This is a genomic window from Pseudomonas sp. WOUb67 (assembly GCF_050058005.1).
Lineage (GTDB): Bacteria > Pseudomonadota > Gammaproteobacteria > Pseudomonadales > Pseudomonadaceae > Aquipseudomonas > Aquipseudomonas putida_R.
In genome coordinates this window covers 4,970,739-4,986,307 of record NZ_CP170112.1, presented here as the reverse complement: position 1 = coordinate 4,986,307, position 15,569 = coordinate 4,970,739, and the positions used below count along the sequence as shown (strand labels likewise).

General features: G+C 63.6%; 17 protein-coding genes. 12 read left to right on the top strand and 5 right to left on the bottom strand.

Annotated elements, in window-relative coordinates; translation table 11 throughout:
- Window positions 1-40 precede the first annotated feature (40 nt).
- The 4 genes from ABOC32_RS22145 (at window position 41) to ABOC32_RS22130 (ending at window position 2,817) form a co-directional block, all read left to right on the top strand.
- Window positions 41-601, top strand: a complete 561-nt coding sequence (locus ABOC32_RS22145; RefSeq protein WP_426808881.1) for a DUF4174 domain-containing protein — start codon at window positions 41-43, stop codon at window positions 599-601.
- 174 nt (window positions 602-775) lie between these two features.
- Window positions 776-1,216, top strand: coding sequence for an EF-hand domain-containing protein (locus ABOC32_RS22140; protein WP_426808880.1), 441 nt, complete (start codon window positions 776-778; stop codon window positions 1,214-1,216).
- 76 nt (window positions 1,217-1,292) lie between these two features.
- A complete protein-coding gene (locus ABOC32_RS22135; RefSeq protein WP_426808879.1) occupies window positions 1,293-2,126 on the top strand; it encodes a DUF692 domain-containing protein in 834 nt (277 codons plus the stop codon).
- Complete coding sequence (locus tag ABOC32_RS22130) at window positions 2,119-2,817, top strand: DNA-binding domain-containing protein (RefSeq protein WP_426808878.1); 699 nt, start codon at window positions 2,119-2,121, stop codon at window positions 2,815-2,817. The genes ABOC32_RS22135 and ABOC32_RS22130 overlap by 8 nt, the downstream gene beginning before the upstream one ends.
- A 109-nt stretch (window positions 2,818-2,926) precedes the next feature.
- Here ABOC32_RS22130 and ABOC32_RS22125 read toward each other — a convergent pair whose 3' ends face one another.
- The 3 genes from ABOC32_RS22125 to ABOC32_RS22115 form a co-directional block, all read right to left on the bottom strand.
- Window positions 2,927-3,415 (bottom strand): DoxX family protein, encoded by a 489-nt coding sequence (locus ABOC32_RS22125; RefSeq protein WP_426808877.1) that lies wholly within the window; start codon window positions 3,413-3,415, stop codon window positions 2,927-2,929.
- Window positions 3,416-3,661: 246 nt separating this feature from the next.
- Window positions 3,662-4,948 carry a sensor histidine kinase gene (locus tag ABOC32_RS22120; protein WP_426808876.1) on the bottom strand — a complete coding sequence of 429 codons (1,287 nt, stop codon included), beginning with the start codon at window positions 4,946-4,948 and terminating at the stop codon, window positions 3,662-3,664.
- Window positions 4,945-5,685 carry a response regulator gene (locus ABOC32_RS22115; protein WP_019471113.1) on the bottom strand — a complete coding sequence of 247 codons (741 nt, stop codon included), beginning with the start codon at window positions 5,683-5,685 and terminating at the stop codon, window positions 4,945-4,947. The genes ABOC32_RS22120 and ABOC32_RS22115 overlap by 4 nt, the downstream gene beginning before the upstream one ends.
- A 272-nt stretch (window positions 5,686-5,957) precedes the next feature.
- On the opposite strand from ABOC32_RS22115, the gene ABOC32_RS22110 reads away from it, so the two are divergent.
- The 5 genes from ABOC32_RS22110 (at window position 5,958) to ABOC32_RS22090 (ending at window position 8,167) form a co-directional block, all read left to right on the top strand.
- Window positions 5,958-6,131 carry a hypothetical protein gene (locus ABOC32_RS22110; RefSeq protein WP_426808875.1) on the top strand — a complete coding sequence of 58 codons (174 nt, stop codon included), beginning with the start codon at window positions 5,958-5,960 and terminating at the stop codon, window positions 6,129-6,131.
- 69 nt (window positions 6,132-6,200) lie between these two features.
- On the top strand, window positions 6,201-6,434 hold the full coding sequence (locus ABOC32_RS22105) for a hypothetical protein (protein WP_426808874.1): 234 nt from the start codon (window positions 6,201-6,203) through the stop codon (window positions 6,432-6,434).
- 460 nt (window positions 6,435-6,894) lie between these two features.
- Window positions 6,895-7,068, top strand: coding sequence for a hypothetical protein (locus tag ABOC32_RS22100; protein ID WP_426808873.1), 174 nt, complete (start codon window positions 6,895-6,897; stop codon window positions 7,066-7,068).
- Window positions 7,069-7,365: 297 nt separating this feature from the next.
- The gene (locus tag ABOC32_RS22095) at window positions 7,366-7,641 is read left to right on the top strand and encodes a DUF2790 domain-containing protein (RefSeq protein ID WP_234225794.1); all 276 of its coding nucleotides are present in this window, start codon (window positions 7,366-7,368) and stop codon (window positions 7,639-7,641) included.
- Window positions 7,642-7,651: 10 nt separating this feature from the next.
- Window positions 7,652-8,167, top strand: a complete 516-nt coding sequence (locus ABOC32_RS22090; protein ID WP_426811643.1) for a thioredoxin family protein — start codon at window positions 7,652-7,654, stop codon at window positions 8,165-8,167.
- A 115-nt stretch (window positions 8,168-8,282) separates the two neighbouring features.
- On the opposite strand, the gene ABOC32_RS22085 is transcribed toward ABOC32_RS22090, so the two are convergent.
- Both ABOC32_RS22085 and aroQ read right to left on the bottom strand, forming a co-directional pair.
- Complete coding sequence (locus ABOC32_RS22085) at window positions 8,283-9,131, bottom strand: shikimate dehydrogenase (protein WP_426808872.1); 849 nt, start codon at window positions 9,129-9,131, stop codon at window positions 8,283-8,285.
- Window positions 9,128-9,577, bottom strand: a complete 450-nt coding sequence (gene aroQ / locus ABOC32_RS22080; RefSeq protein ID WP_426808871.1) for a type II 3-dehydroquinate dehydratase — start codon at window positions 9,575-9,577, stop codon at window positions 9,128-9,130. Before aroQ ends, ABOC32_RS22085 begins: the two co-directional genes overlap by 4 nt.
- A gap of 328 nt (window positions 9,578-9,905) precedes the next feature.
- Between aroQ and ABOC32_RS22075 the strand changes: the two genes are divergently transcribed.
- Genes ABOC32_RS22075 through ABOC32_RS22065 form a run of 3 tightly spaced genes read left to right on the top strand, consistent with a single transcriptional unit; the run spans window position 9,906 to window position 15,529 of the window.
- Window positions 9,906-11,159, top strand: coding sequence for a TolC family protein (locus ABOC32_RS22075; protein ID WP_426808870.1), 1,254 nt, complete (start codon window positions 9,906-9,908; stop codon window positions 11,157-11,159).
- Window positions 11,152-12,366, top strand: coding sequence for an efflux RND transporter periplasmic adaptor subunit (locus tag ABOC32_RS22070; RefSeq protein WP_426808869.1), 1,215 nt, complete (start codon window positions 11,152-11,154; stop codon window positions 12,364-12,366). The genes ABOC32_RS22075 and ABOC32_RS22070 overlap by 8 nt, the downstream gene beginning before the upstream one ends.
- A 16-nt stretch (window positions 12,367-12,382) precedes the next feature.
- Window positions 12,383-15,529 (top strand): efflux RND transporter permease subunit, encoded by a 3,147-nt coding sequence (locus ABOC32_RS22065; protein ID WP_426808868.1) that lies wholly within the window; start codon window positions 12,383-12,385, stop codon window positions 15,527-15,529.
- The last annotated feature ends 40 nt before the right edge of the window (window positions 15,530-15,569 follow it).

Below are 15,569 nucleotides of genomic sequence, written 5' to 3'. Positions count from 1 at the left end.
TCTGTAGTCTTTGGTTTATCGAGAGAATAAGGAGATACGCATGCTCGTCCGGTCACTGACCCTCGCTACCTTGCTCGCTGTCTGCGGCCCGCTGCTGGCGGCTGACAGTGACGCACCGCTGGCCAAGGAAGTGGGCAAGGCCAGGCCCTTGGTGGTCATCGCGCCCAGTAGCGCCGACCCGACCTTGCGCGGATTGAACAAGGCGCTTGAGGACCCGGCCACCCAGGCGGCCTTCAAGGAGCGCAACCTGGTGCTGTACAGCGTTGCCAACATGATGGGCAAGCGCGAAGACAAGAATCTTGAACAGCAGACCACCATGGCGCTGATCCGTGAACTGAAACTGGGTGCGAGCAAGGGCACCAAGGTAATCCTGGTAGGCAAGGACGGCGAGCGGCACATGCTCAAGGATGACGACAGCGGCGAGGCCATAGATCCGCAGGTAATTCTCAAGGCTGTCGATGAACTGCCTGCAAGCGAAAAGGCCGTGGCTGCGCCCGAGCCGGTGGCCGCGGCCGCGGAAACCAAGGCCAAGGACAGTAAACCCGCCAAGCCGGTCAAACCGGCCAAGCCTGCGGCGCCACCCAAGCCGCTGGAAGACTGAGCTGCAGCAATGGCCCCGGTACGTGCCGGGGCCATTTGCCGATTGCTCTGTATCCGATTGTATCTGAGCGCGCCGCAGACCCACTCCCATACAAAACCGCCGCCCGCGCGATACAACCCCGACATAGCGCAAAGGCCTAATGGCTCCACTTTCCAACCACAGTGGAGCTACATCATGACTCAAGCAAAAACCACCCTCGGCCTGCTCGGCGCCGCCCTGATCGGCAGCATGGCATTGGGCAGCAGTGCGTTTGCCGTCGAACCGTTGGCCCAGGGCTACCAGCTGGCCTCGGCCAAGGTGGCCGGCGAGGGCAAGTGTGGTGAAGGCAAATGCGGCGGCAGCGCAAAGGCCTCTCAAAGCGAAGGCAAATGCGGCGAAGGCAAGTGCGGCGACGCCTCGTTCGCCAAGACCGACAGCAACCACGATGGCAAGGTGTCGCGGGAAGAATTCCTCGCGGTGGCCAAGGACCGTGCCGGTGACTTCGACAAGATCGACCGCAACCATGATGGCTTCATCTCTGAACAGGAAGCGGCAGATCACCTGAAGGCGATCTACCAGGCCAATGGCAAGGCCATGCCCGAAGGGCTGTTCAGCCATCTGGCCGGCAAGCCCTGACCTCTTTATCCCTTGACTCGCCGCAACGCCCCTCCTGCTGGTCAGGCGGGGCGTTGTGCCCGTTGGAGACCTGTTTATGCGTGCTGCGATGTTGAGTACCGGGCTTGGCCTGCGCCGTGGACTGCTGCCGGAATTACTGGCCATGGACACGGGTGCAGTGGGCTTCCTTGAATGTGCGCCGGAGAACTGGATTGGCGTTGGCGGTGCCTACGGCAAGGGCCTGGCCCAGCTGGCCGAGCGCTTTCCCATCACCTGCCACGGGCTGTCGTTGTCGCTGGGTGGCAGCGCGCCGCTGGACCGGCATCTTCTCGACCAGACCCGCCAGTTTCTCGACCGCCACAAGGTGAGGCTGTACAGCGAACACCTGAGCTATTGCAGCGATGACGGGCACCTGTACGACCTGATGCCTATTCCCTTTACCGACGAAGCCGTGCGCCATGTGGCCGCGCGTATACGCCAGGCGCAAGAGCACCTGGAACGGCGCATTGCCGTGGAAAACATCAGCTACTACGCCGCACCGTACCAGGCAATGAGCGAACTCGACTTCATCCTGGCAGTGCTCGAAGAAGCGGACTGCGACCTGCTGCTGGACGTCAACAACGTCTTCGTCAACGCCTGCAATCACGGTTACGACGCCAGGGCTTTTCTTGCAGGTTTGCCCCCGGCGAGGGTTACCGGCATGCACGTGGCCGGTCATTACGATGAAGCGCCGGACCTCAAGGTCGATACCCATGGTGCGCCGGTCAAAGAAGATGTGTGGGCGCTGTACGCGGTCGCCTGCGCGCGCTTTGGCGTGCAGCCGACTGTGCTCGAACGTGACTTCAATTACCCGCCACTGGCCGAGCTGTTGGGCGAGGCGGCGCGTATCCGCGATATACAGCATCGTTCGGGAGGGCAAGGGGATGAATGAGACCCTGCGTGAACAGCAATACACCCTGGCCCGCTACCTGCGCGACCCGCAGCACAATGCCCCGCCGCCCGGGGTGGAGGCACGGCGCCTGAAGGTATACCGTGAGTTGTTCTATGGCGCGATCGAGGGCCTGCTGGCCGGGAGCTTTCCGGTGATGCGCGAGGCCTTGGGCGAACAGCGTTGGCATGCCCGTGTGCGTGATTTCTATGCCGACTACCGTAGCCAGACCCCTTTGTTTACCGAGATTGCCGAAGCGTTCGTCGACTATCTGCAAGGCGTCGAACTGGATACGCCCTGGCAGTTGGAGCTGGCCCACTATGAGTGGATCGAATCGCAGTTGTACCTGAGCGATGCCGAGGAGTCGGCCCATGACCCTGCGGGCGATTTGCTGGAGGGGGTACCGCTGCTTTCCTGCGTGGCGCGGGTGCTGGCCTATCGTTGGCCGGTGGAGCGCATTGGGGCTGACTATCAGCCAGTGGTTGCGCCGGAGGCGCCCACGTTGCTGCTGGTCTATCGCGATGCCGCGCTGACGGTGCGCTTTGCGCGCCTGGCGCCGTTGGCGTATCGGTTGCTGGCGCTGGAGCAGGGCACCGGTCGGGCGCGGCTGGAGGCGCTGGGAGGGGATTTGCAGCAGGGGCTGGCGTTGCTGGAGGGGTTGCGCGAGCAGGGCGTCATAGTCGGTACCGTTTGAGGGCATTGGGGGCGCGTTGCGCCCCATTCGCGACACAAGGCCGCTCCCACAGGTATGGCGCAGCATTCACTGGCGGCGTTGTACCTGTGGGAGCGGCCTCGTGTCGCGATCACCTGTTGAACCGCGTTCCAAGCCAATGATCGAGGCTCAATCGCCCGGCCCCTTTCAGCAGCAGTGGCAACAACGCTACCAGGTAGATCAAGGGCAATTTGAAATTTCCAAAACCCTGGTCAGTAATCGCATATCCCTGGGCCAGTTCAGCCAGGCTCGACCAGTGCGCCGGCCAATGCACCGCAGCGATCGCCACCACAGTCACCACCATCAGCCCAAGTGACGCCAGCCGCGTGCCCAGGCCCAGCAACAGCAGCAATGGCAGTATCAGCTCTGCCCACATCGACAGCTGCCAGTTCAGGTCGGCAGGCAGCAGGTTGAAGGGAAACGGGAAGCTGGCTTGCAGGTCGGCAAACCAGTTGCTGCCGTGAAATTTTTCCAGGCCGGATTCGAAAAATTCCCAAGCCAGGAACAGCCGCAACGGCAGGTCGGCGCTCCAGGTTCCGAAGCGATTGAGGGCGGTCAGGGTGTGGGTCAAGGTAGTCATGTGTTTCCCGGGGAGTGGTTGTGTGACCGGGAGTGTGTCGGGGTGGGGTATCTGCAGTGTGTCGGGGGAGATGGCGTTGTGTATCGCACTGTAAAGGCATCGCTTGCCTGTGTAGGAGCGGCCTTGTGTCGCGATCGGGCCGCAAAGCGGCCCCGGTAATTCATGCTGCGAAGCTAAAACCTTTGGGGCCGCGATGCGGCCCGATCGCGACACAAGGCCGCTCCTACAAGGAGTCGCATCGCTATTTCAGGTCAGTTCGATCTGGGCGCACAGCCCACCACTGTCGCGGTTGCTCAGGGTCAGTCGGCCACCCATGGCCTGGATCAGCTGGTGGGCAATGGCCAGCCCCAGCCCGGTGCCACCGGTGCTGCGGTTGCGTGACCCTTCTACCCGGTAGAACGGCTTGAGCACTTCGTCCAGCTCGTCGCCGGGAATGCCAGGCCCGTTGTCGAGCACACGGATCACGGTCATCCCGCCCTTGCGGCACACTTCCAGTTCAGCAGCTCCGGCAAACTTGAGCGCGTTGTCCACCAGGTTCACCAGCACGCGGCGCAGGGCATGCGGGCGGGTTTCCAGCAAGCTGCCGCTGCTGCCGTGGCGCTCGACCTGGGCGCCGCTGTCCTGGTAGTCGAACACCAGGCTGTCGAGGAAGGCATCGAGGTTGACCCGGCACGGGGCTTCAGTGCTGGTATCCATGCTGCGGGCGTACGCTACGCCTTCGCGCACCAGGTGCTCCATCTCGCCCAGGTCGCTCCACAGTTTGTCCTTCTCGACCCCATCGTCCATCACTTCGACACGCAGCTTCATGCGTGTGATCGGCGTTTGCAGGTCGTGAGAGATGGCCGCCAGCAACTGCATACGCTCTTTGAGGTGGGCGGTAATGCGCGCCTGCAAGGCGTTGAAGGCCACGGCGGCGTAGCGCACCTCGCGCGGGCCGCTTTCATCCAGCTGTACGCCGGGCTTGTCCGGGTCGAGGTTGTCCACCGCGCGAGCCAGGCGGGTGAGAGGGCCTATGGCCAGGTGCACTGCCAACCAGGTGCACAGCAACAAGACGGCCAGCTGGATCAGCAACACCATGGGCAGCCAGCGGGCCACCGGGACTGGCGATGGCGTAACGTCGATGGTCAGCGGTGCGCCGTCGGCCAGGCTCAGGTGCGCCTGGAAGTGGGCATTCGGGCCGGGGATGTCCTGGAAGGTCAGGCGGTAGTCGCTGCCGATGGCCTTGACGATCGACTCGGCGGCCATGGGCGGGTCGCTGCTGGGCATCGCCTCGCCGGCCACGCCCTGGTCGAGGCGGTAGCGGTAGGTACGCCGTTCGAGGCGCGGCAGCCAGGCGGCACGTTCGGCCGCAGGCAGGCGGTCGAGGATGGCCACCGAAGTGGCCACGTCCTGCTCCAGGTTGCTGAGCATCATCGAGCGGCTGCTGATGTAGCGCTCGTAGGCCTGCAGGCCAAACGACAAACCGTAGGCCAGCACCAGGCCGGTGAAGAAGATCAGCGCCAGGCGCGAGGCCAGGGTGCGTGGCCACTTCATGACGGCGACTCGAGCAGTTGCACCGGCAGCGAGAACACATAGCCCTCGCTGCGCACGGTCTTGATGCAGCTGGGCTCGCGGGCGTCGTCACCCAGGCGCTGGCGCAGGCGGCTGACCAGCAGGTCGATGGAGCGGTCGAAGAGGTCGGCTTCGCGGCCCTGGGTCAGGTTGAGCAGCTGTTCGCGGCTGAGCACCCGCTGCGGGTGGTCGAGGAACACCCGCAACAGGCGGTACTCGGCGCCACTCAGGGCCACCAGGGTGCCTTCGTTGTCGAGCAGGTGGCGCGCGGTGGTGTCCAGCCGCCATTGGCCGAAGCGGAGCAGGCGGCTGCTTTCGCTGATGGTGAGGTTGGGTGGCAGCATGCGCGTGCGGCGCAGCACGGCATTGATACGGGCCAGCAGTTCGCGGGCCGAGAACGGCTTGGTGAGGTAATCGTCGGCGCCCATTTCCAGGCCGATGATGCGGTCGGTTTCATCGTTGCGGGCCGTCAGCATCAACACGGGCGTGTTGCGGTGCTTGCCGGCGCGCAGTTCGCGGCACAGCAGCAGGCCATCGTCGCCGGGCATCATGATGTCGAGGACGATCAGGTCGACGCTGTTGGCTTCGAGGAAGGCGCGCATCTGCCGGCCGTCGGCGACGATGCTGGTGCGCAGGCCGTTCTTCTTCAGGTAGTTGCCGACCAGCTCGCGGATCTCGCGGTCGTCGTCGACGATCAGGATGTGATCGACGTGTTCCATGCGCAGCGTTCCTGTTCAAAGGGGGTTGGCAAAGTGTACCCGGCGTATTCGCGCTTGCCTGCGGGGTTTGTATTGCAGTGTATCTGGCAGGGACATAGAACCCAGCAGGAGGCGCTTTGAAGTGGCTCGGGCCAGCCAGCGAGACGGTGAGCATTGACCGCCTGGCCGATAAAAGCCGGGTTTTTTGCCGGTTTAGCGCCTGATTGCAGCACAGCGCGTACAATGGCGCCTCGGGTAACTGTATTTCAGTGGCTCATTACCGAGTAGCCTGCATGTATCAGACATACCCCAGCCCAGCCCATAGAGCCCACGACCGCCTGTGCGAGCAGATCGAAGCGTTCCTCCGGCAAGGCGGCCATATCCAGCAAGTAGCACGCGGTGTCAGCGGTTCCCCGGATGGCGTATCCAGAGTTCAGTGGCACAAAGCGCGTACCGCCAAGCCGTGATGGCCGGCTTTGCTTCCCGAACTCACCACCATTCGAGCGCTTCAGTACCCACTTTGAAGGGGCACGCCCGTGACCGAAGAACCGAGCGACTGCGTGATCGCCGTGTGCATAGGTATTTCAGAACAACAAGTGAATCGATACCGCCGGGAAAGCTTTCTGCTCGGGGACGGTTCATGGCTCGTACATTTCGCTTTCATCATGCCCAAAGAGCTTCGTTATCAGCTCACCGGAAGTTTCACCTTATTGTTGAAAGCTTCTCGGGCGCCTGGCGATATTCGTCAGGCCGATGAGCTTGAATCATGAAAAGCGTTGCTATTGTTCAGGCTTTTATAAAGAAGATGATAGAGCGTGCCCGGTGGTCCGATACCTGTTTTTAATCTTTGGGCAAGGCGCATACTCAGTGGGCTCAGATTATCTGGGCCTATGAGAGGTGCCTATGCACGGTAAAAACCAGACAGGGCAGGGCTCGCCGGAGAGTGATCCGGAAGTCGATAAAGACCGCCAGACGTTGGCCAACGATAGCCTTGTTCAGTCCACCGCTGATGATCGGGATGATTACATTGATCCTGACAGTATTCCTGAGGCCGGGCCCGCGCCTGCAAAAAAGCCTTCGGCCTCAAATGCCCCCAGATTCAGTCGCTACTCGGACGGCCCTGATACCCCCTGGAAGAGCGCCTGGCTGCACTAGCCCTTTGCGCTGCGTTTCACCTATCCATGAAAAGTATGATGAGCCATTGAAAGACGTGGCGCTATCGAGGTTTTTATGAAAGATAAGCAAGCCGTTCAAAGCGGTAGTTGTTCGGGTGATGGCGACAATAAATCCACTCAGCATTCCAGCAAGGGTGAAAACAGAGGCGCGTTAACAGAACGTGCTTCAAGGGCAGAGTTATATAGCCGTCACGATAAAGTTGAGCCTGCGAGTGACAAGAAGCGCTAATCTGTTGCGCTGGCGAAGTCGACGTTCAGTCTCTTCCGGAATGCATCCGTCCCTTGCCTGAATCTATTGTATCCCTTTGTACAAGCCGGGCGCCCTTCGTGGGCGCCTTCTTTGTTTTAACTACCTGCCTGCAAAGGCTTTTTTATGATTTCACGCGGTTTGGCCGCCAGAAGGGAAGCTACAGGACGACGCACAGCACAGCGTTGAGCGACACAGACGGGATACGTGGCAGGCGTCAAATGGATCTCGACCGGGGACAACACACCCCACAGCCAAGCGTTACACAGGAGAGATGCCATGAACTTCAAGACTTTCGCCAGCGCCAGCCTGTTTGCCGTGCTCAGCTTCGGCGCCATTGCTGCCCAGGCTGCCGCCATGCCGACGCAGAATGCAGGTGCAATGCAGTACCACTACGGTGAGCATCTGGATGTGAAGAAAGTGCTGTCGGTGCAGGATGACCAGAGCAACGCCTGCGGCCTGGTGAACACCCGCATGGACTACCTCGACTCCCACGGCCGGCCGCAGAGCGTGGAGTACCGCAGCTACGCCACTGGCGGTTGCCATGACAATTGATCGTCGCTTGATGCTGAAGGTGGGGGGCATTGCGTTGGCGCTGAGTGGGCTTGGTTTAGCCGGGCACCTGATGGCCCGTGACAGCTACGGCGCGATGCCGTCGCTGTCGGGGGCCAGCCAGTGGATCAACTCGGCTCCGCTGGATGGGCCAGCGCTCAAGGGCAAGGTGGTGCTGGTGGACTTCTGGACGTGGGACTGCATCAATTGCCAGCGCAGCCTGCCGCATGTGAACGACTGGGCGCGGCGCTATGCCGACCAGGGGCTGGTGGTGGTGGGCGTGCATACGCCGGAGTACGACTACGAGCACGATGTGGGCACCCTGCGTAACAAGGTGGCCGGCCTGGGTATCGGTTACCCGGTGGCGGTGGACAACGACCATAAGGTGTGGGATGCCTGGGGCAACCAGTTCTGGCCGGCGCATTACTTTGTAGACCGCAAGGGGCAGGTACGCCATGTGCACTTTGGCGAGGGGGATTATGGCGGGCAGGAACAGGTGATACAGGCGCTGCTGGATGAGAAAGGGTGATTGCCTGTGCCGGCCTACGCGGGCTTGCCCGCTCCCACAGGAATACCACAGGGTTCGAAATCTGTGGTGACCCTGTGGGAGCGGGTTCACCCGCGAAGAATCCAGCACCGATCAGTCAGGAAAAACTGGCAAAGTGCGCCTGCATCCGCGCCGCATTCGCCTCGCAACCGCTGAACAGCTCGAACGCCTTGACCGCCTGGAACACCGCCATGTTGCTGCCATCCAGCGTGCGGCAACCCAGTGCCCGAGCCGCACGCAGCAGTTCGGTTTCCAGTGGGAAGTAGATGATTTCCGCCACCCACAAGCGTGCATGCAGCAGCTCGACGGGCAGCGGTGTGCCCGGCAGCTTGGCCATGCCGACCGGCGTGGTGTTGACCAGCCCGTCCGCCTCGGCCACAGCCGTGGCCAGGTCGGTGCCGAGCACGGCGCGACCAGCGCCGAAATGGCCATTCAGGTTGTCTACCAACGCCTGCGCGCGGGCCGCATCCACTTCGAACAGCACCAATTGCTCGACCCCTTCACCCAGCAGGGCGTGGGCCACGGCCGAACCGGCGCCACCGGCACCCATCTGCACCACCCGGCGCCGAGCCACGTCGGGCAGGCCGCGGCGCAAGCCTTCGGCAAAGCCCAGGCAGTCGGTGTTATGGCCGACGCGCTTGCCGTCCTTCAGCACCACGGTATTCACCGCGCCGATGCCACGGGCTTCGTCTGACAGTTCGTCGAGCAGCGGCAGGATCGACTGCTTGAACGGGTAGGTGATGTTCAGCCCGGTGAAGCCTGTGTGTTGCGCGGCGTCGAGCAGGCCGGGCAGGGCGCTGTCCTCCAGTTGCAACTGGTCGGCATCGATCAGCCGATACAGGTAGCGCAGGGCCTGGGCGTCACCTTCGTGTTCGTGCAGGGCAGGGGTGCGCGACAGCTGGATGCCGCGGCCGATCAGGCCGGCGAGGATGGCGTGCTGGCTCATGCCGTGCGCTCCTGGAACATTTCGGCGAAGTGGCTGAGGGCCATGCGGTAGCCATGGCTGCCCAGGCCGCAGATCACGCCGACGGCGATGGACGATACGAATGACAGGTGGCGGAACGGCTCGCGCTTGTGCACGTTGGACAAGTGCACTTCGATGACCGGCAGTTCGCTGGCCACCAGGGCGTCGCGGATGGCCACCGAGGTGTGGGTCCAGGCGCCGGGGTTGATCACGATACCGGCGCAGCGGCCGCGGGCGGCGTGGATCCATTCGATCAGTTCGCCTTCGTGGTTGGTTTGGCGGAATTCGATTTCCAGGCCGTTGGCATGGGCAGTATCGGCACAGCTCTGGGCCAGGTCAGCAAGGGTTTCGTGGCCATACTGGGCCGGCTCGCGGGTACCCAGCATGTTCAGGTTTGGGCCGTTGAGCACGAGAATAAGGGGCTTCATGACGGGCATCGCTTTGTTGTTGTTGGATGCACCTAGTTTTGTACCGACTGGTTAGTTTAGTCAATTAGGCTAAACCGTCGCACCGGGAAAGTGGGCGATTACCGAACCCTCAGCATGTACATACCCCCTGTAGGAGCAGCCTTGTGCTGCGAAGAGGCCGGTACTGCCACGGTAGATGTAATGGCATTTGCCGGCCTCTTCGCAGCACAAGGCTGCTCCTACAAAGAGAAACGCAGCTGGATTACAGAATTGTAATTTTCCCGCCACCGCCCCGATAACCACGGCTTTCTACAGTGCCTCGCCTACACGCGTCGACGAGGATCTGTTCGTGCCCATCCCCCCCAAGATCGCCTTGCTCTGCCTGTTGCTGGCCAGTGCCGGCAGCGCCCAGGCCAGCCAGAGCCTGAGCCTGCCCCAGGCGCTTGCCGCCGCCTTTGCGCAGAACCCGGAGCTGGCCGCAGCTGGCCGGGAAATCGGCATTGCCGACGGCGAGCGGCGCCAGGCCGGGTTGATCCCCAACCCAGAGCTCTCCTGGGAGGTCGAGGACACCCGCCGCGACACCCGCACCACCACCGTCACCCTCAGCCAGCCGCTGGAACTGGGCGGCAAGCGTGGCGCACGTATTGCCGTGGCCGGCACCGGCCAGGCCATTGCCCAGCTTGGCCTGGAGCGCCAGCGCAATGGCCTGCGGGCTGACGTGGTGCAGGCCTTCCACGCAGCCTTGCGCGCGCAGACCGCGCTGGAACTGGCGCAGCAGTCGCAGGCATTGACCGAGCGCGGGCTGCGCGTGGTGCAGGGGCGGGTGACCGCTGGCCAGTCCTCGCCCGTGGAGGCCACCCGTGCCCAGGTGCAACTGGCCCAGGCCCAGGCTGAAGTGCGCCGTGCGCAGACCCAGCGCGGCGTGGCCTACCAGGCGCTGGCACGCCTGACCGGTAGCCCGTTGGCCAGCTTCGACCCGTTGCAGGCTGCCAACCTTTCGCCTGGCGTCGCGCCCAATGCCGACACCTTGCTCGACCGGGTCGAACAAACGGCCGAATGGCGCCTGGCTGCTGCCCAGGTCGAGCGCGGCGACGCGTCGTTGGGGTCGGAAAAGGCTCTGCGTATTCCCAATCTCACCGTCAGCCTCGGCAGCCAGTACAGCCGTGAGGACCGCGAGCGGGTGAATGTGGTTGGCCTGTCCATGCCATTGCCGCTGTTCGACCGCAATCAGGGCAACGTGCTGGCGGCTGCACGCCGCGCCGACCAGGCACGTGACCTGCGTAACGCCGTGGAGCTGCGCCTGCGCAGTGAAACCCGCAGCGCCGTCAGCCAGTGGCACACGGCGATGCAGGAGGTGGACGCCTACGACCGCACCATCCTGCCCTCTGCGCAACAGGCCGTGGACACCGCCACCCGTGGTTTCGAAATGGGCAAGTTCGCCTTCCTCGATGTACTCGACGCCCAGCGCACGCTGATCGAGGCCCGCGGGCTGTACCTCGAAGCCTTGGCTACGGCGACCGACGCGCGGGCGCAGGTCGAACGGATCTATGGCGACCTGGATGCCCTGAGCACCCCATTGAACAGCAGGAGCAACAATGACTAACCCACGCAAGATAGCCCTTCTGGTCGCCGCCATGGCCGCGCTCGGCATGGGTGGGCTGGCCTGGACCGGCAACCTCGGCCAGGCGTCGAATGCGCAGGCCCGGCACGACGACCATGGCGAAGACAGCCACGGCCATGGTGCCGAGAAGGCCGCCGAAGGCCATGCAGAGGAAGGGCACGGCGAAGAAGAAGGCCAGTTGCACCTGTCCATCGCCCAGATCGAGGCCGCTGGCATACAGTTGGCTGCGGCCGGCCCTCGTGAGTTGGGCACCGGCTTCAGCTTCCCGGGGGAAATCCGCTTCGACGAAGACCGTACGGCTCATGTGGTGCCGCGTGTACCCGGTGTGGTCGAGGCAGTGCAAGCCGAACTGGGCCAGGCGGTGAAGCGCGGCCAGGTGCTGGCGGTGATCGCCAGCCAGCAGATTTCCGACCTGCGCAGCGAGCAACAGGCCGCCCAGCGCCGCCTGGAGCTGGCGCGCCTGACCTTCCAGCGTGAACAGCAGCTGTGGCAGGAACGCATCAGCGCCGAGCAGGATTACCTGCAGGCGCGCCAGGTCCTGCAGGAGGCCGAAATTGCCTTGGCCAACGCCCGGCAGAAGGTGGCCGCCGTGGGCCCGGCCGGTGCAGGCAACCGCTTTGAGCTGCGCGCACCGTTCGATGCGGTGGTGGTGGAAAAGCACCTGACGGTGGGCGAGGTGGTCGACGAGACCAGCAACGCTTTCACCTTGTCTGACCTGAGCCGGGTCTGGGCCACCTTCGCCGTGGCCCCGCGTGACCTGGACAAGGTGGTGACCGGCCGCAATGTCACGGTCAGCGCGCCGGACCTGGGCGCCCAGGTCGAGGGCAAGGTCAACTACGTCGGCAGCCTGCTCGGCGAGCAGAACCGCGCCGCCACGGTCCGCGCCACCCTGGCCAACCCCAACGGCGCCTGGCGCCCTGGGCTGTTCGTCAATATCGCAGTCAGCGTCGAGCGCTTCAATGCCGCCGTGGTGGTACCGGAAAGTGCCCTGCAAACCTGGGAAGAACAGACTGTTGTGTTTGCCCGCACCGAGGAAGGCTTCGAAGCCCGCCCGGTGAAAGCCGGCCGTCGCGACGCCGGCCACGTGGAAATTACCAGCGGCCTGGCGGCCGGCACCCAGGTGGCCGCCGCCGGCAGCTTTGTCCTCAAGTCGGAACTGGGCAAAGGCTCGGCCGAGCATAGCCATTGATCACGGGGACACCTGCATGTTCGAACGCCTGATCCAATTTGCCATCGAGCAGCGCCTGGTGGTGATGCTGGCCGTGGTCCTGATGGCCGCGGTGGGTATCCACAGCTACCAGAAACTGCCGATCGACGCTGTACCGGACATCACCAACGTCCAGGTGCAGATCAACACCGCCGCGCCCGGCTACTCGCCGCTGGAGACCGAGCAGCGCATCACCTTCGCCATCGAGACCGCCATGGCCGGCCTGCCTGGGCTGAAGCAGACCCGCTCGCTGTCGCGTTCGGGCCTGTCGCAGGTTACGGTGATTTTCGATGACGGCACCGACTTGTTCTTCGCCCGCCAGCTGGTCAACGAGCGCCTGCAAGTGGCCCGCGAGCAACTGCCCGAGGGTATTGAAGCGGGCATGGGGCCGATCTCCACCGGGCTGGGCGAGATCTTCCTGTGGACCGTGGAGGCCGAGCAGGGCGCACTCAAGGAGGATGGCACTCCGTACACCCTGACCGACCTGCGGGTGATCCAGGACTGGATCATCAAGCCGCAGTTGCGCAATGTGCCGGGGGTGGCCGAAGTGAACAGCATCGGCGGCCATGCCAAGCAGTACCTGATTGCACCGGAGCCCAAGCGGCTGGCGGCCTACAAGCTCACGCTCAACGACCTGATTGCGGCGCTGGAGCGCAACAACGGTAACGTCGGCGCCGGTTACATCGAACGCAACGGCGAGCAGTTGCTGATCCGGGCGCCGGGCCAGGTGACCTCAGCTGAAGACATCGCCAATATCGTCATTTCCAGCGTTGACGGCACGCCGATCCGCGTCAGCCATGTGGCAGAAGTTGGCCTGGGCGAAGAACTGCGCTCGGGCGCGGCCACCGAAAACGGCCGGGAAGTGGTGCTGGGTACGGTGTTCATGCTGGTGGGCGAGAACAGCCGCACGGTGTCCCAGGCCGTTGCCGCCAAACTGGTCGAGATCAACCGCAACCTGCCCAAGGGTGTGGTGGCGGTGACGGTGTACGACCGCACCAACCTGGTGGAAAAAGCCATCGCCACGGTGAAGAAGAACCTGGTCGAAGGCGCCATTCTGGTCATCGCCGTGCTGTTCCTGTTCCTGGGCAACATCCGCGCCGCACTGATCACCGCCATGGTCATCCCGCTGTCGATGCTGTTCACCTTCACCGGTATGTTCAGCAACAAGGTCAGCGCCAACCTGATGAGCCTGGGGGCACTGGACTTCGGCATCATCGTCGACGGCGCCGTGGTGATCGTGGAAAACGCCATCCGCCGCCTGGCCCATGCCCAGCAGCGCCACGGCCGCATGCTGACCCGCAGCGAGCGCTTCCATGAAGTGTTCGCCGCCGCCCGTGAGGCGCGCCGGCCGCTGATCTACGGGCAGTTGATCATCATGGTGGTGTACCTGCCGATCTTTGCCCTGACCGGGGTCGAGGGCAAGATGTTCCACCCCATGGCCTTTACCGTGGTCATGGCCCTGCTCGGCGCCATGATTCTTTCGGTCACGTTCGTGCCGGCGGCCATAGCCCTGTTCGTCACCGGCAAGGTCAAGGAAGAAGAAGGCCTGGTGATGCGCACGGCACGTCAGCGCTATGCCCCGGTGCTGGCCTGGGTGCTAGGCCGGCGCAAGCTGGCGTTTGCCGCCGCGGCCACCCTGGTGGTGCTGTCCGGGGTCATGGCCAGCCGCATGGGCAGCGAGTTCATCCCCAGCCTCAGCGAGGGCGACTTTGCCTTGCAGGCCCTGCGCGTACCGGGTACCAGCCTGACGCAGTCGGTGGACATGCAGCAGCGCCTGGAGCAGGCGATCATCGCCCAGGTGCCGGAAGTGGAGCGGGTGTTTGCCCGTACCGGTACCGCCGAGATCGCTTCCGACCCTATGCCTCCGAACATCTCCGACGCCTACGTGATGTTGCGCCCGCGCGAGCAGTGGGTAGACCCGGGCAAGCCACGTGACGAACTGATCGCCGAGGTACAGCGTGCTGCCGCCAGCGTACCGGGCAGCAACTACGAGCTGTCGCAGCCGATCCAGTTGCGTTTCAACGAGCTGATTTCCGGGGTGCGCAGCGATGTGGCGGTGAAGGTATTCGGTGATGACATGGACGTGCTCAACCGCACCGCCGCGCAGATCGCCAGCAGCCTGCAGGGTGTAGCGGGTGCGTCCGAGGTGAAGGTCGAGCAGACCACCGGCCTGCCGGTGCTGACCATCGACATCGACCGCGACAAGGCGGCCCGCCATGGCCTGAACGTGGGCGACGTGCAGGACGCCATCGCGATTGCCGTGGGTGGCCGCACGGCAGGCACGCTGTATGAAGGCGACCGGCGCTTCGACATGGTGGTGCGCCTGCCCGAAACCTTGCGCACGGATGTGGACGGGCTTTCCAGCCTGCTGATTCCGGTACCGGCCAGTGCTGCCGCCGGCGCTGCGCAAATCGGCTTTATCCCGCTGTCGCAGGTGGCCACGTTGAACCTGCAACTGGGGCCGAACCAGGTCAGCCGCGAGGATGGCAAGCGGGTGGTGGTGGTCAGTGCCAACGTACGGGGGCGTGACCTGGGTTCGTTCGTGGAGGATGCCGAGCAGACCCTGATGAACCAGGTGCAGATTCCGCCGGGTTACTGGACGCGCTGGGGCGGCCAGTTTGAACAGCTGCAATCGGCAACCGAGCGCCTGCAGGTGGTGGTGCCGGTGGCCTTGCTGCTGGTCATGGCATTGTTGCTGATGATGTTCAACAACCTCAGGGACGGCCTGCTGGTGTTCACCGGCATTCCGTTTGCCCTGACTGGCGGGGTGCTGGCGCTGTGGTTGAGGGATATACCGTTGTCCATTTCTGCCGGCGTGGGGTTCATTGCCCTGTCGGGGGTGGCGGTGCTGAACGGGCTGGTGATGATCGCCTTTATCCGGAGCCTGCGCGAAGAAGGGCGCCCGTTGCGGGTGGCAGTTGAAGAGGGTGCGCTGACGCGATTGCGGCCGGTGCTGATGACGGCGCTGGTGGCTTCGCTGGGGTTCATTCCGATGGCCCTGGCCACCGGGACCGGGGCGGAGGTGCAGCGGCCGTTGGCGACGGTGGTGATTGGTGGGATCTTGTCTTCTACCGCGTTGACGTTGCTGGTGTTGCCGGCGTTGTATCAGTGGGCGTATCGGCGCGAAGAGCAGCAGGAGGGCTGAGAATTTGGGGCCGCTTTGCGGGACTGTCAGATTTTTTGTG